Source organism: Lacrimispora struthionigena, from assembly GCF_048627165.1.
Taxonomy (GTDB): domain Bacteria; phylum Bacillota; class Clostridia; order Lachnospirales; family Lachnospiraceae; genus Lacrimispora.
On sequence record NZ_JBMBWP010000001.1, the window covers coordinates 318,244 to 332,682 of the forward strand.

Annotated in this window: 13 protein-coding genes; 12 read left to right on the forward strand and 1 reads right to left on the reverse strand. The window is 44.2% G+C overall.

What is annotated here, in order from left to right; all coding sequences use genetic code 11:
- Positions 1-90: 90 nt before the first annotated feature.
- The gene (locus ACOAOT_RS01465) at positions 91-1,257 is read left to right on the forward strand and encodes an MFS transporter (RefSeq protein ID WP_420215323.1); all 1,167 of its coding nucleotides are present in this window, start codon (positions 91-93) and stop codon (positions 1,255-1,257) included.
- Here the strand turns inward: ACOAOT_RS01465 and ACOAOT_RS01470 are convergent.
- Positions 1,244-2,221, reverse strand: coding sequence for a substrate-binding domain-containing protein (locus tag ACOAOT_RS01470; protein ID WP_420215324.1), 978 nt, complete (start codon positions 2,219-2,221; stop codon positions 1,244-1,246). The two genes, ACOAOT_RS01465 and ACOAOT_RS01470, sit on opposite strands and share 14 nt — an antisense overlap.
- Before the next feature lie 244 nt (positions 2,222-2,465).
- Between ACOAOT_RS01470 and modA the strand changes: the two genes are divergently transcribed.
- The 11 genes from modA to ACOAOT_RS01525 all read left to right on the forward strand — a co-directional run bounded on the left by modA (position 2,466) and on the right by ACOAOT_RS01525 (position 14,431).
- Positions 2,466-3,383 (forward strand): molybdate ABC transporter substrate-binding protein, encoded by a 918-nt coding sequence (gene modA / locus ACOAOT_RS01475; RefSeq protein WP_420215325.1) that lies wholly within the window; start codon positions 2,466-2,468, stop codon positions 3,381-3,383.
- 28 nt (positions 3,384-3,411) lie between these two features.
- Positions 3,412-4,110 (forward strand): molybdate ABC transporter permease subunit, encoded by a 699-nt coding sequence (gene modB, locus ACOAOT_RS01480; protein WP_420215326.1) that lies wholly within the window; start codon positions 3,412-3,414, stop codon positions 4,108-4,110.
- A 1-nt stretch (position 4,111) separates the two neighbouring features.
- Positions 4,112-5,164 carry a sulfate/molybdate ABC transporter ATP-binding protein gene (locus ACOAOT_RS01485; RefSeq protein WP_420215327.1) on the forward strand — a complete coding sequence of 351 codons (1,053 nt, stop codon included), beginning with the start codon at positions 4,112-4,114 and terminating at the stop codon, positions 5,162-5,164.
- Positions 5,165-5,253: 89 nt separating this feature from the next.
- The gene (locus tag ACOAOT_RS01490) at positions 5,254-5,466 is read left to right on the forward strand and encodes a TOBE domain-containing protein (RefSeq protein WP_349667775.1); all 213 of its coding nucleotides are present in this window, start codon (positions 5,254-5,256) and stop codon (positions 5,464-5,466) included.
- 324 nt (positions 5,467-5,790) lie between these two features.
- Positions 5,791-6,609, forward strand: a complete 819-nt coding sequence (nifH, locus tag ACOAOT_RS01495; protein WP_491711663.1) for a nitrogenase iron protein — start codon at positions 5,791-5,793, stop codon at positions 6,607-6,609.
- A 24-nt stretch (positions 6,610-6,633) separates the two neighbouring features.
- Positions 6,634-6,957: a P-II family nitrogen regulator gene (locus tag ACOAOT_RS01500; protein WP_349667777.1), complete on the forward strand. Its 324-nt coding sequence runs from the start codon at positions 6,634-6,636 to the stop codon at positions 6,955-6,957.
- A 14-nt stretch (positions 6,958-6,971) separates the two neighbouring features.
- Positions 6,972-7,355, forward strand: coding sequence for a P-II family nitrogen regulator (locus ACOAOT_RS01505; protein ID WP_420215328.1), 384 nt, complete (start codon positions 6,972-6,974; stop codon positions 7,353-7,355).
- A gap of 15 nt (positions 7,356-7,370) precedes the next feature.
- Entirely contained in the window at positions 7,371-8,969 is a 1,599-nt protein-coding gene (locus tag ACOAOT_RS01510; protein ID WP_420215329.1) for a nitrogenase component I subunit alpha, read from the forward strand.
- Positions 8,969-10,342 (forward strand): nitrogenase component 1, encoded by a 1,374-nt coding sequence (locus ACOAOT_RS01515; protein ID WP_420215330.1) that lies wholly within the window; start codon positions 8,969-8,971, stop codon positions 10,340-10,342. Before ACOAOT_RS01510 ends, ACOAOT_RS01515 begins: the two co-directional genes overlap by 1 nt.
- An 84-nt stretch (positions 10,343-10,426) precedes the next feature.
- Positions 10,427-11,782, forward strand: coding sequence for a nitrogenase iron-molybdenum cofactor biosynthesis protein NifE (nifE, locus tag ACOAOT_RS01520; RefSeq protein ID WP_420215331.1), 1,356 nt, complete (start codon positions 10,427-10,429; stop codon positions 11,780-11,782).
- A gap of 18 nt (positions 11,783-11,800) precedes the next feature.
- Positions 11,801-14,431 (forward strand): nitrogenase component 1, encoded by a 2,631-nt coding sequence (locus ACOAOT_RS01525; protein ID WP_420215332.1) that lies wholly within the window; start codon positions 11,801-11,803, stop codon positions 14,429-14,431.
- Positions 14,432-14,439: the final 8 nt, after the last annotated feature.

The window sequence follows — 14,439 nt, forward strand, 5'->3', positions numbered from 1 at the left end:
TCATAAAGATGGCATTAAAAAAAGCACTGTGAAAACAGAGCTTATTTTTGGTACCTGTTATTTTGAAAAATACGGATCATTGGAGAAAATATGAAAGATAAAAAAAATATATATTTGCTTTATGCCATTTCCTTTCTACAGGGACTGGTATTTTATGGACCTGTGGCCACTCTCTACAGACAGGCAGCAGGTGTCAGCGTATTTCAAATCACTGTAATCGAAAGCATTTGTCTGGCTCTTTGCATCGCTCTTGAGATGCCATGGGGACTGGTTGCAGACCGGATCGGATATAGAAAGACCATGATTATCACCTGCGGAATCTATTTTATTTCCAAGGTGGTTTTCTGGAGAGCGGACGGGTTTGATGGATTTTTACTGGAACGGATACTGCTCAGTGTGGTGATGGCAGGAATGTCAGGCTGTGATTTAAGCATTCTCTATCTTTCCTGCAGGGAGGAAGAAAGCCAGCAGGTATTTGGTATTTACCAGTCTTTAGGAATGGCGGGTTTGCTTTTTGCCTCTCTTTTCTATTCTGTTTTTATTGGGGAAAATTACAGACTGGCAGGTTTTTTAACCATGATTACCTATGGAGTGGCAGCCGTTCTTGTCTTTGGTTTAAAAGAAGTAAAAGAGCCGGAGAAAGAGAAAAAAAGCATGATACATTTTTTCCACACCTTTTTAGACGTGGTAAAAGACCGGTATTTTCTTCTTGGCATGGTGGGAATTACACTGCTTGAGGAGACAAATCAGACGATTACTGTGTTTTTAAACCAGCTGCAGTATGTGAAATGCGGAATGGAGCCAAAGACAATGGGCTATGTTTTTATTATAGTCACATTGTCAGGAATTGCAGGTGGTATGTGGTCTTACCGCCTGAATAAAAAAATGGGAATTCTTCCATTTACCATTGTCCTGTTTTTATGCGGGAGTATCTCCTGCCTGGTTCTTTTCCAGACGAAAAGTGGACTGCTTTCCGTTCTTGGCATTATTTTTTTAAGGCTTGCGTCCTCTTTGTTTGGACCGTTAAAGGCCAGGCTGCAAAACTGCCGTGTTACTTCTACAGACCGGGCTACCGTACTTAGTATCTATGCAGTGGTCGGGGAGGCATGCGGGACGGGAACCAATCTCATATTTGGGAAGGCTGCCGCCGCTGACCTTACCTATGCCATGCTCTGGGGCAGCCTGTTGTGTACTGTGGGCGGCGTACTTTTTGTGATTTCACAATTAAAAATGAATAAAATAACTAAGGCGTGGTAAAGCTGACGTCTCCTGTGTTTGTGGTTTCATAGCCGTTAAAATGCAGGAGACTGTCTTTAAATTCCCTGGAACGGATTGTTTCAAGGAGAGCCGTAAAGGCTGGCTGTTCCATGGCAGATTTAAGTATGACCAGATCCATGGATGCTTCTTTTAAGGGGATAAAATCCATATGGGGATATGCAGTCAGATGGGAGAGATCCCCCATGCTGACATCTGAAAGCCCGGAAGCAACCCCGTTAGCAGATGACATGTGAGACAGGCTTTCATCTGCGTAACCCTTAATAAGGGACCTGTCTATTTTTTTCTCTGTCAGTATCCGGTCTAAATAAATCCGCAGGCCATTTCCCTTTTCCCGGTTTAAAAATTTAATTTCAGGTCGGCATAAATCCTTTGGGCTGCTTATATGATCTGGATTTCCTTCTTTTACATAAAAGCCAGTTTTTAATGTGCAGATATGGATGACCGCGGCTTCTAGCCCCGGAAGAAAATGGCTGATCTGGCTGATCCGTTCTTCAAACTGTTCAAAGCAAAAACAGGTCAGTGCCATATGGGTTTTCTCATAATAAAGCGAATAAAGGCTGTTGTAATCGTTCATATAAGAATGAAGGAGTGGCAGGCTGTTATCTCTCTGACTTAACAGACTGCGAAGCAGTTCTACTGTTCTGGATTCCTGGCTGTTAATAATAAGGCCGCTTGTATGAAGAAGATAATCCATCTGCCTGCTTGCCTGATCAGCCGAAAAACGGGGAATATCCATAACAGGAGGCAGTGCATTGGCAGTAACAGCAGCTTCTTTCTTCTGATTTGTTCTTGTCAGATACTCATCAAGCTGATCCTGGCTGATGCGGATCTGCTTCCCTACCTTTGCGGATTTTAATTCTCCCCGTTTAATTAATTCATATACGGTCGCTTTTTTGATTTTTAGCTGATCCGCCACTTCCTGGGGTCTGTAAATTTTTTCCATGTGATATCCTCTTTCCCCTGTCTCATAATTATTTATGGTATAACAAGGTTTATTTTTTGTCAATCAAAGGTGAGAACTGATATGTTGAAATAAATTGATTAATTAATCCAGAAAAATAAGAAATAATCTGAAGATATAGGAATATTGACTTTTAATTATGTATCATTTAAAATAAACAAATACTTACAAAACGTAACAAAACAGAACAAAACAGATCATGAATAAAAAAAGAGGAGGAAAAAAGATGAAAAAAAGAAACAGATTACTGCAAATTATGATGGCGGTATCACTCATTGGCGGATTGCTTTCAGGCTGTGGTCTGGCGGGGGTAAAAGCGGTTCCTGCCACCCAGGCGGCATCATCACAAACTGAGACATCAAAACCTGCCCAGGAGACAACAACCGCTGTTACGACTGCAAAGGCAGAGGAAACAAAGGCAGAGGAAGCAAAGCCGGTTGATGTATATGTGTTTATTGCAGCAAGCCTGAAAAACACCATGGAAAAGATTAAGGAGAATTATGAAAGTACCCACCCTGGTGTAGCAATTGTTTACAATGCGGACAGTTCAGGTACTCTTCAAAAACAGATTGAGGAGGGCGCCCAGTGTGATATTTTCTTTTCAGCAGCACCCAAGCAGATGAATGCATTAAAGGATGGGGGATTGGTAGAGGAGGGTTCCGATACAAATCTTCTTGTAAACAAGGTTGTGCTTATTAAGCCGAAGGGTGAAAAGACGTCAGTAACCGGATTTGAGAATATCACAGCGGCTTCCAGTCTTGCACTTGCAGGAGAAGATGTTCCGGTAGGACAGTATGCCAGAAAACTTTTCACCAATATGGGAATACTGGATCAGGTTATGAAGATGGAGATCAATGAAGGCGCCAATGTTACCGCAGTTTTAACCGCAGTTGCAGAAGGCAGCAACGAGGTAGGTGTGGTTTATGCCACAGATGCAGCGTCCATGCCGGACAAAGTGGAGATCATAGCGGAAGCAGATAAAACAAAAATTGATCCGGCTGTCTATCCGGTAGGATTAATCAAAGACAAAGAAGCCAGTGAGGATCAGAAAAAAGCAGCAGCAGAGTTTAAGGATTACTTAACCAGTGATGAAAGTGTGATGAAACTCTTTACGGATGCCGGATTTACCAAATATACAAAATAAACCAGCAGTGAGAAGGAGGTGAAATGCATTGGGGGAATTATTAAAGACCATCGACTGGAGTCCTCTTTACCTGTCGTTGAAAACAGGAATTGTAGCGACTGTACTGACCTTCTTTTTAGGAATCGGAGCAGCCAGGCAGATCATGAAATTAAATAACACTGCAAAAGCCATTGCGGACGGAATCCTTACACTTCCCCTGGTGCTGCCTCCAACGGTAGCAGGCTTTTTTCTTCTTTTAATCTTCAGTCTGCGCCGGCCATTTGGAAGATATCTTCTTGAAAACTTTGATTTAAAGCTGGTGCAGACCTGGCCGGGATGTGTTATGGCGGCATTTGTCATAGCCTTCCCCCTTATGTACCGCAATGCCAGAGCGGCTTTTGAACAGGTGGATGTAACCATGATTCAGGCAGGTAGAACCCTTGGTTTGTCAGAACGAAAAATTTTCTGGAAGATCGTAGTTCCAATCGCCGCCCCCGGGCTTGCATCGGGCACAGTGTTATCCTTCGCAAGAGCCATAGGAGAGTACGGAGCCACTACCATGCTGGCAGGAAATATTCTGGGCAAGACGAGAACTGTGTCAGTAGCCATTGCTACGGAAGTGACTGCGGGTAACTGGGATACGGCAGGATTCTGGGTCCTGGTCATTGTTCTTTTATCCTTCGTCATTGTAGCGGCTATGAACATAATATCAGGGAAAAATTTTAACAATGGAAGCGGGTGGGCCTGATATGTCATTGAAAGCAAAGATCGTAAAAAAATTCCATGGTTTCAATCTGGAAGTGGAATTTGAAACAGACGGCAGCTGCATGGGAATATTAGGGGCTTCCGGATGTGGAAAAAGCATGACTCTAAAATGTGTGGCAGGTATTGAAAAACCAGACAGCGGCAGGATTGTTCACAATGGCAGGGTGCTTTATGATTCTGAAAAAGGCATTAATCTGCCGGCAAGAGAACGCCATGTGGGTTATCTGTTTCAGAACTATGCACTGTTTCCCACCATGACAGTAGAGGAAAATTTAAAAATTTCTCTGACAGGCAGGGGAAAGGAAAAAGAGATTCAGGTTTTGGAACAGATAGAACGTTTTCAGTTAAAAGGTCTGGAAAAACGGCTACCCTCCCAGTTGTCAGGCGGTCAGCAGCAGCGTGTGGCGCTGGCACGGATGCTTTTATGTAAGCCGGAGATGATTTTGCTGGATGAGCCATTTTCCGCTCTGGATGGATTTTTAAAAGATACTCTTCAGCTGGAAATGCTGGAACTGTTAAAGGAGTTTCATGGAGATGTTTTATTTGTTTCCCATTCCAGAGATGAGATTTACCGGTTCTGTGATCATATGATTCTGTTGTCCAATGGCAAACCTGTAGTAAAAGGACTTACAAAGGATATCTTTCGAAAACCATTAAAAGTGGAGGCAGCCAGACTGACTGGCTGTAAAAATATCTCGCCAATAGAACGAATCAGTGAATATGAACTTTACGCCCAGGATTGGGATATCAGACTGAGGACGATCGAACCAATTGGAGACTCCATACGCTATATCGGGATCAGAGGCCATAATCTGGTTCCGGCCAGTGATCCTAAGGAAGAGAATACAATGAAAATTTCTCTGGCAGGAAGTGCCCATACCACCTTTCAACAGCAATACTTAGTTCAGAATGCATCCCGGCTGTCATCTTCAAAAATCTGGTGGATTAGAGAAAAGAAAGAATACGAAACGGAAGAAACGGAGACAATCCCATTATATTTAAAATTCCCCAAGGAAGATCTTTTGCTTTTGTCTTAATTTTATTAGGTATTTTTGAAATAGATTGACAAATGTGAGAAAGATAATTATTATGAAGAAAATAATACCATTGAGAGGGGGCTGGTCACATGAAAATAAGTGCCAGAAATCAGTTAAAGGGAAAGGTCGTAGAAATTCAGTCCGGTGCAGTGAATGCAATTGTGACCATAGACATCGGAGGGGGTAATTTTATATCCGCCACGATCTCTATGGCATCAGTGAATGATTTAAAACTGGAAGTTGGGTCAGATGCATACGCCATCATCAAGGCCACTTCTGTTATGGTAGGGATTGATTCATAGGACAGCATAGAGGAGGGGGCCGGTTACGGCTCCTTTTCAAAATTACAGCGCGCACTGGCATGCTGTTATTTTTTTAGATGGAATAATTTTTAGATAACAAGCATTAGTTTGTATAAAATACTGTAAATAACGGATTAAAAGATTTATATTTGTGCATTGTGTTGTATTGAATTCAATGATGAAAACATATATAGTGATAGCAACCTAAGTCGTCGACAAAACTTTAAGGTTACTTTTTCATTTTCTATTCACAAAGAGGTGGAATGGCAGGATCTGTGCGAGATCTGCCTTCCGCCTCTTCTTTTATGTAAGGAGGAATTGGTTATGAGACAGGTTGCTATCTATGGAAAAGGCGGTATCGGTAAATCAACAACAACCCAGAACTTAACAGCAGGTCTGGCAGAGATGGGAAAGCACATTATGATCGTGGGCTGTGATCCCAAAGCAGACTCCACCAGACTGGTTTTAGGCGGTCTGGCGCAGAAGACAGTACTTGATACCCTTCGTGACGAAGGCGACGACATTGAACTGGATGCGGTTTTAAAAGAAGGCTACGGCAAAATCAAAGGCGTGGAGTCCGGCGGACCGGAGCCAGGAGTTGGCTGTGCAGGACGGGGCATTATCACTTCCATTAATCTGTTAGAGCAGCTGGGTGCCTATACCGACGATCTGGACTATGTATTCTATGATGTTCTTGGTGATGTCGTGTGCGGAGGCTTTGCAATGCCGATCCGGGAAGGAAAGGCACAGGAAATTTATATTGTATGTTCCGGCGAGATGATGGCTCTTTATGCAGCAAATAACATTTCCAAAGGAATTACCAAGTATGCAAAGACCGGCGGGGTCAGGCTTGGAGGTCTCATCTGTAACTCCAGAAAGGTAGATAAGGAGCAGGATCTTGTGGAGGCTGTGGCAGCCAAGATCGGCACTCAGATGATTCATTTTGTACCTCGTGACAATGCGGTGCAGAGGGCAGAAATCAGAAAAAGAACGGTTATAGATTTTTCTCCTGAAGAACCTCAGGCAGATGAATACCGTACGCTGGCAAGAAAGGTGGATGCCAATGAAATGTTTGTCATTCCAAATCCAATGAAAATCGATGAACTGGAAGAAATTTTAATGCAGTACGGAGTTATGGACTAAGGGGTCAGGAGAGGAGAAAATATTATGTTACTGGTGAGAGCGATTATCAGGCCGGAAAAAGCGGATTATGTTATGAAGGAAGCCTCAGAAGCAGGATTTCAGGCTGTGACAAAGATGGATGTATATGGACGTGGCAAACAAAAAGGAATTACAGTAGGAGATGTTCACTACGATGAGATTCCAAAAGAAATGCTGTTATTTTTCTGCAGCGATGAAGACAAGGATGATTTAGTCAGGGTGATTATGAGAACTGCAAGAACAGGGGAGGGCAATTACGGAGACGGACGTATCTTTGTATCTCCGGTAGAAGATGCCTACACCATCAGTACAGGAAAGCAGGGACTTTAGGAGGAACGATTGCTATGAAAGAAGTAATGGCATTTATCCGGGTGAATAAGATAAACCCCACGAAAAAAGCTCTGGCAGAAGGCGGATTTCCTGCACTGACCTGCAGACCGGTATTAGGAAGAGGAAAGAAACGGATTGATCCCGAGCTTTTATCCCTTGTTCTGGAAACAGGAGAGCTTCCCATGTCTCCCAAAGGGGAGTATTTAACAGAGTCCTTCCGCTGGATTCCAAAACGACTGGTCACCCTGATTGTAGAAGACCAGCAGGTGAAGGATGTGGTGGATATCCTGATCAAAACCAACCAGACAGGAAATCCCGGAGACGGAAAAATATTTGTGCTGCCAATCTATGAGGCTTACACCGTCAGAAGCGGTGAGTGCACAAAAGAGGCATATTGACAGGAGGTGAGGGAAATGTCAAAGGAACGAGATTTATTGCTGGATAAATATTCTTCCAGAATCTTTAAAAATAGAAAAAGTCATATCACTCAGCTGGAATTTGGAGAAAATCCGGATGAGATTACAGCAAATACCAGGGCAATACCGGGAATTATCACTGCACGAGGATGCTGCTATGCAGGCTGTAAGGGCGTTGTGGTAGGACCGGTTAAGGATTCTGTGGTTATTACACACGGTCCCATTGGCTGCGCCTTCTATTCCTGGGGAACCAGAAGGAACAAAGCCAGGTCTTCCTATGAAGGCGAGCCCAATTTTGTTCCATATTCCTTTTGTACCGATATGAGGGCATCGGACATTGTATTTGGAGGAGAGAAGAAACTGGAAGAGGGAATTGATGAAATCATGCAGCTTTTCCATCCCAAGTGTATTTTCATCTGCTCCACCTGCCCCATTGGTCTGATTGGTGACGATGTGCAGGCCGTGGCAAAAAGAGTGGAAGAAAAATACGGTATTACTGCAATCGGGTATTCCTGCGAAGGCTATAAGGGAGTTTCCCAGTCAGCCGGTCATCACATTGCAAACAACGGACTGATGCGATATGTAATCGGAAAAGGGGAAGAAGCCCCCAAAGGAAAATACAGTGTAAATATCTTAGGCGAATACAACATCGGAGGCGACGGCTGGGAACAGGAACGGATCTTAAAAAAGATTGGTTATGAAGTGGTTTCTGTGTTTACCGGCGACGGTTCCTACGAAACCTTAAAAAATTCCCACCTGGCAGATTTAAATCTTGTTATGTGCCATCGTTCTATTAATTACATAGCGGAGATGATGAAGACAAAATATGGGGTTGACTGGCTGAAAGTAAATTTCATCGGTGTAGGGGCAACATCCAAATCACTGCGTATGATGGCAAAGTATTTCAATGATCCGGAGCTTACGAAACGCACGGAGGAAGTGATTGCTGAGGAACTGGCGGAAATCAATGAGGATATGGAGTTTTACAAATCCAAATTAAAGGGGAAAACAGCCGGAATCTTTGTTGGAGGCTCACGTTCCCATCATTATCAGATGCTTTTAAGGGATTTTGGTATGGAAACCACCATTGCAGGGTATGAATTTGCCCACCGGGATGATTATGAAGGGCGGGAAATTATTCCCCAGATTAAGGCAGATGCAGATTCAAAAAACATCGAGGAGATCTCGGTGGAGAGAGCAGTGGGATATGATGACCGGTATTCCATGGACGAATTGGTAAGTCTGCGAAGCCAGGGTGTTGAGCTTGATACTTACGACGGAATGATGAAAGATATGAAGAAAGGCTATATGGTAGTTGATGACTATAATATGTTCGAAACGGACCAGCTGATTGAACAGTATAAACCAGACATTTTCTTTTCCGGAATTAAGGATAAATATGCCATACAGCATGGCGGAGTGGTATCCCGCCAGATGCATTCCTATGATTACTCCGGACCGTATGCAGGCTTTCGGGGAGCAGTAAACTTTGGAAGAGATGTGACCATGAGCCTTTATACCAACGCCTGGTCGCTGGTGAAACCGCCGTGGAAAACCATGCCAATGTTAGAAGGAACGTTAGGAGGTGCTGGCTGATGCTTGAATTAACACCAAAAGAAATTATGGAAAATCGTCATATGACCATCAATCCCTGCAAAACCTGTGAGCCGGTAGGCGCAATGTTCTGCGCTCTGGGCGCCGAAAAGTGCATGCCTCACTCCCATGGATCACAAGGGTGCTGCTCCTATCACAGAACGGTGTTAAGCCGGCACTTCAAGGAACCAGCCATCGCTTCGTCAAGTTCCTTTACAGAGGGCGCATCGGTATTCGGAGGACGCAGCAATATTACAACTGCAATGAAGAATGTCTTTGATATCTATAAACCGGATATTATGGCAATTCACACCACCTGTCTGTCTGAGACCATTGGTGATGACGTTGGTTCTTATATAATGGATATGGAAATTCCGGAGGGAAAAACAGTTCTTTATGCCAGTACACCTTCCTATGAAGGTTCCCATATCCAGGGATTCTCCAACATGATGATCGGATTCATGAAGTATATGACGAAGAAAACCGGAACACCCAATGGAAAAGTAGCCATTTTCCCCGGCTGGGTGAATCCTGGTGATGACAGGGAATTAAAGCGGATTGCAGGACTGATGGGTGCAAAATATATTTATTTTCCTGATCATGACGGAACCTTAGATCACCCGATGGATGGAAAGAATGAGTATTTCCATGATCATGCAGGAACCAAAGCCAAAGACATTGAGGCGCTGGGAGATTGTGAGAAACTGATTTCTATGGGAATCTACTGTTCCCTGGAACCGTCGGAGCATTTAAAGAAGGAATACAAAGTTCCTTTTTCCAATATTCCAGTCCCTGTAGGCGTCAAGCTGACAGATCAATATATACTGGAACTTCAGAAATTTACAAAAAAAGAAGTTCCAAAAGAGCTGGAAGATGAGCGGGGCAGACTGGTGGATTTAATGCTGGATTCTCATCAGTATGTATATAAGAAGAAAGCGGCTATCTACGGAGATCCTGACATTGTATACGGCTTCACCGCCTTGTGTCTGGAACTGGGAATGACTCCTAAATATATTATAACCGGTACCCCAAAAGCTCACTGGGAGAAAGAAATCAAAGAGCTGATGGATCAGTATGGGGTGGATGAAAGTGAATATGTGGTGAAGGCAGACACGGATTTGTTTTACCTTCATCAGCTGATTAAAAATGAGTCCGTGGATCTTCTCTTGGGTTCCAGCTATGGAAAACAAATTGCAAAAGCAGAAGATATTCCGCTGGTACGTATGGGATTTCCGGTACTGGACCGCTATGGAAATCCAATACAGGCTACGGTGGGATATGCAGGTGCAATCCGGTATACGGAAAAAATTGTAGATGCCATGATGGACCGGAAGGACCGGGATGCGGCCGACGAAGATTTTGATGTAGTTATGTAAATTAGTAAGTGAATGGAACCAGGGAGGGAACCGACCCCTCCCTATTTCTGTTTAAAATGGCGGGTCTTTGAAAGGAGTATGATCATGGAAACGGAGAACAGCAACAGGAATGTATTGGATGCCAGGAAAAGTTCCATTGTGATAAAAGACGGGTGCAATGGCCAGGGGGGCAAAATTTCATGTGACAGCAACAGTGTATCCGGTTCTGTGTCTCAGCGGGCCTGTGTATACTGCGGAGCCAGGGTTGTTTTAAATCCAATTACCGATGCTTATCACATTGTTCACGGTCCCATCGGATGTTCCAGCTATACCTGGGATATCAGAGGATCCTTAACAAGCGGGGAGGATATTTACAGAAACAGCTTTTCTACGGATTTACAGGAAACGGATATTATATTTGGCGGAATCCGAAAGCTTGAGGCAGCAGTGGATGAGCTGATGGAAAAGGAAGACAACGTAAAGCTGATTTTTATCTATGCCACCTGCATTGTAGGCGTAATCGGAGACGATGTGGAGGCCTTATGTAAGATGAAATCAGAGCAGTATCATATTCCGGTGATACCTGTAAAGTCTCCAGGCTTCTCCGGCAATAAATCCACCGGATACCGGATGGCGTGTGATGCCATTATGAACGTACTTCTGCCTCACAAAAGTGAAGAAAAAAGAAATGCCATTAACCTGTTAGGAGATTTTAATCTGGCAGGAGAGATGTGGATTATTAAAAATTATTTCAGGGAAATAGGGATTGATGTAATCTCCGGTTTTACTGGTGATACCTGCTATGAGGATATGATTGAAGCACCGAAGGCTTCATTAAATATAGTCCAGTGTGCAGGCTCCAGCACCTATCTGGCAAACCGTATGGAAGAGGAATTTGGAATTCCATTTATAAAGGTCAGTTTCTTTGGAATCGAGGATACCACCACTTCCTTAATCCGGACGGCGGAGGCTCTTGGAAATGAACTGGCAAGAAAAAAGGCGGTGGAATTTTGCAAAAAGAAAGCGGAGGAGCTTGAAAAATTCTTAGGCCGGTACCGAAAAAATCTGGAGGGGAAAAAGGCGGCCATCTACGTAGGCGGGGGATTTAAGGCCATCTCTCTCATTCGGCAGTTTCAGGCTATGGGGATGGAGACTGTGGTGGTTGGAACCCAGACGGGGAAAAAGGAAGATTATGAGGTAATTGAAAGTCTGGTGAAATCGGATACCATCATTCTTGACGATGCCAATCCGGCGGAGCTGGAAACTTTTATGAAAGAAAAGGGAGCGGATATTCTGGTGGGAGGTGTGAAAGAACGGCCTCTTGCCTATAAGCTGGGAATCGCATTTTGCGATCACAACCATGAAAGAAAGTTCCCGTTGGCTGGTTTTGAAGGGGTGGTCAATTTCACCATGGAAATCAATAAAAGCATAAACAGTCCGGTATGGGGCTATATCAGCTGACAGAAAGGCGGAGTGACGATGAAAAGTGAAATAAAACCTCTGGTAAATCTAAATATCAATCCCTGTAAAATGTGTATGCCAATGGGCAGCGCAACTGCTTTTTACGGTCTGAAGAACTGTATGACGATCCTTCATGGCTCTCAGGGGTGTGCGACCTATATCCGTCGTCATATGGCAACTCACTACAACGAACCGGTGGATATCGCTTCCTCCTCCCTGACGGAACAGGGAACGGTTTACGGCGGCAGTGAAAATCTAAAAAAGGGATTAAAGAATTTAATAGAGCTTTACCATCCGGAAATTATTGGTGTCATGACCACCTGTCTTGCGGAGACCATCGGAGAGGATGTTCCGGGAATCCTTCAGTCCTTTCTGGAAGAAAATCCGGGGTACGCAGATATTACGCTGATTCCATGCCACTCTCCCGGATACGGCGGAAGTCAGTATGAGGGGTATTTCGCAGCTCTTTACGCCATTGTTTCTTCTATTAAAATGGAGAGAGAAAAGAATAATCTGGTAAATATAATTACAGCGCCCATAAGCCCGGCAGATACCAGATATTTAAAGAGGATGCTCACCCTTTTTGGGATTGACGCCATTCTTCTTCCTGACTTATCCGATAATTTAGACGGGGCACACGATCCGCATTACAACCGGCTTCCACATGAGGGAACGGACCTGGCTCTGTTAAAAAGGATGGGGGGAGCAAGGTTTACTCTGGAATTAACTGCATTTCACCATAAGAATTCCGTGGGAGAATATCTGTCAGAAACATATGGAGTTCCTTATGAGCGCCTGTCCCTGCCAACAGGTTTAAGAGATACGGATGCATTTTTAGACGCACTTTCCCGTATTTCCGGTAATGAAATTCCAGAAGAGCTGAAAAAAGAAAGAGGACGCTATTTGGATGCCATGATTGATTCCCATAAATATCATTCTTCAGGGAGAGCCGCTGTATTTGGGGAGCCGGATCTGGTATATTCCACCGTGCGCATGATGTGTGAATGCGGAATTATGCCGGTTGTCTGTGCGGCGGGATCGGCAAGTCCGGAGCTTGACGGACTGATCAGACCGGAGATTGAAAATCTCGCAGGTCTGTATCTGGTGGATGAGTATAAAATTGCAGATAAAGCAGACTTTAAGGACATTGAGGATATGATTCTCACCTATAAAGCCAATATTCTTGCAGGAAGCTCAGATGGAAGACGCATTGCAGAAGATTTACATCTTCCCCTGGTTCGAAGAGGGTTTCCCATTCATGACCATGTAGGCGGTCAGCGGTTAAAAATGCTGGGATATGAGGGCTCCGTGGAATATATGGATGAGATTGCAAATCAGTTAATTGATACCGTTGAAACCACATTCCGTGAGACCTTATATGACACCTACTATAAAGACACAGCCATTGATCATAAAAAGGTTTCTGAAACTCCACAAGAGATCATGAAGCGCAAGACAAAAGAGCACCCCTGCTATAATTGTCAGGCTCATCAGTTTGCCAGGATTCATCTTCCGGTAGCCCCTGCCTGTAATGTACAGTGCGGCTACTGCGTAAGAAAATTTGACTGTCCAAACGAAAGCCGTCCCGGAGTCACTTCTGCTATTTTATCACCGGAGGAAGCGCTGGAGAGGTATGTATCAGTAAAGGAAAAAATGCCCAATTTAACCGTAGTTGGCATAGCCGGACCGGGAGAAGCGCTGGAAAACTGGGAGAATGTCAGAAAGGTCTTTGAGCTCATAAGGAAGCAGGATCCGGAAGTGACCTTCTGCCTTTCCACCAATGGGTTAAAGCTTCCCATGTATGCCCAGGAACTAAAGGAACTGGGAGTTTCCCATGTAACAGTGACCATGAATGCGGTGGATCCCCATATCAGCGGACAGATGTATCAGTATATCCGGTTTATGGGCAGGGAATACACCGGTGATGCAGCAGGAGCACTCATGGTAGCAAACCAGCTTGCAGGTATCAGACTTTTAATTGCCAATGATATTCTGGTAAAAGTCAATATCGTTACAGTGAAGGGAATCAATGACAGTCATGTGCCGGAGGTAGTAAAGACCGTCAAATCCCTGGGATGCTTTATCACCAATATTATGCAGATGATTCCGGTAAAGGGAAGCGCGCTGGAGTATGTGGAACCTGTTTCAAATAAGCAGTTAAATGAGATTCGGAAACAATGTGAAGAGATCATGCCCCAGATGTATCACTGCCAGCATTGCAGGGCTGATGCAGTCGGAACCTTAACGGATGATAAATCCATACAGCTAAAGGGATTCTTAGGAGAGGAAAAGCAGACCTTTGTACCTGTATCCCAAAGCTACCGGTTTGCAGTCGCTTCCAAGAGCGGGGTGGTAGTCGATACCCACTTTGGTCACGCAAAGGAGTTTTATTTATATGATTACCGGAATGGGGAAGTCCGGTTTGCGGGGAAACGAAGTGTAGAGCAGTATTGTCAGGGGGAAGAGGAATGCGGAGATAAAGAGGATAAAATAGAACGGATTATAGCTGCGTTAAATGGCTGCAACGGAGTCATTGCCATGCGCATCGGCATGGAGCCAACGAAAAAGCTGGCGAAACTGGGGATAAAGCCGGTAAACACCTATGACATGATTGAAGATGCGGTTAAAAAAGCGGCGGAAGCCATGTAAGAGGAGGA

Coding starts and splice junctions, on each gene's coding strand:
- ACOAOT_RS01525 (WP_420215332.1), top strand. CDS start 11,801: ATGAAAAGTGAAATAAAACCTCTGGTAAATCTAAATATCAATCCCTGT.
- nifE (WP_420215331.1), top strand. CDS start 10,427: ATGGAAACGGAGAACAGCAACAGGAATGTATTGGATGCCAGGAAAAGT.
- ACOAOT_RS01510 (WP_420215329.1), top strand. CDS start 7,371: ATGTCAAAGGAACGAGATTTATTGCTGGATAAATATTCTTCCAGAATC.
- ACOAOT_RS01505 (WP_420215328.1), top strand. CDS start 6,972: ATGAAAGAAGTAATGGCATTTATCCGGGTGAATAAGATAAACCCCACG.
- ACOAOT_RS01515 (WP_420215330.1), top strand. CDS start 8,969: ATGCTTGAATTAACACCAAAAGAAATTATGGAAAATCGTCATATGACC.
- ACOAOT_RS01470 (WP_420215324.1), bottom strand. CDS start 2,221: ATGGAAAAAATTTACAGACCCCAGGAAGTGGCGGATCAGCTAAAAATC.
- nifH (WP_491711663.1), top strand. CDS start 5,791: ATGAGACAGGTTGCTATCTATGGAAAAGGCGGTATCGGTAAATCAACA.
- ACOAOT_RS01465 (WP_420215323.1), top strand. CDS start 91: ATGAAAGATAAAAAAAATATATATTTGCTTTATGCCATTTCCTTTCTA.
- ACOAOT_RS01500 (WP_349667777.1), top strand. CDS start 6,634: ATGTTACTGGTGAGAGCGATTATCAGGCCGGAAAAAGCGGATTATGTT.
- modA (WP_420215325.1), top strand. CDS start 2,466: ATGAAAAAAAGAAACAGATTACTGCAAATTATGATGGCGGTATCACTC.
- ACOAOT_RS01485 (WP_420215327.1), top strand. CDS start 4,112: ATGTCATTGAAAGCAAAGATCGTAAAAAAATTCCATGGTTTCAATCTG.
- ACOAOT_RS01490 (WP_349667775.1), top strand. CDS start 5,254: ATGAAAATAAGTGCCAGAAATCAGTTAAAGGGAAAGGTCGTAGAAATT.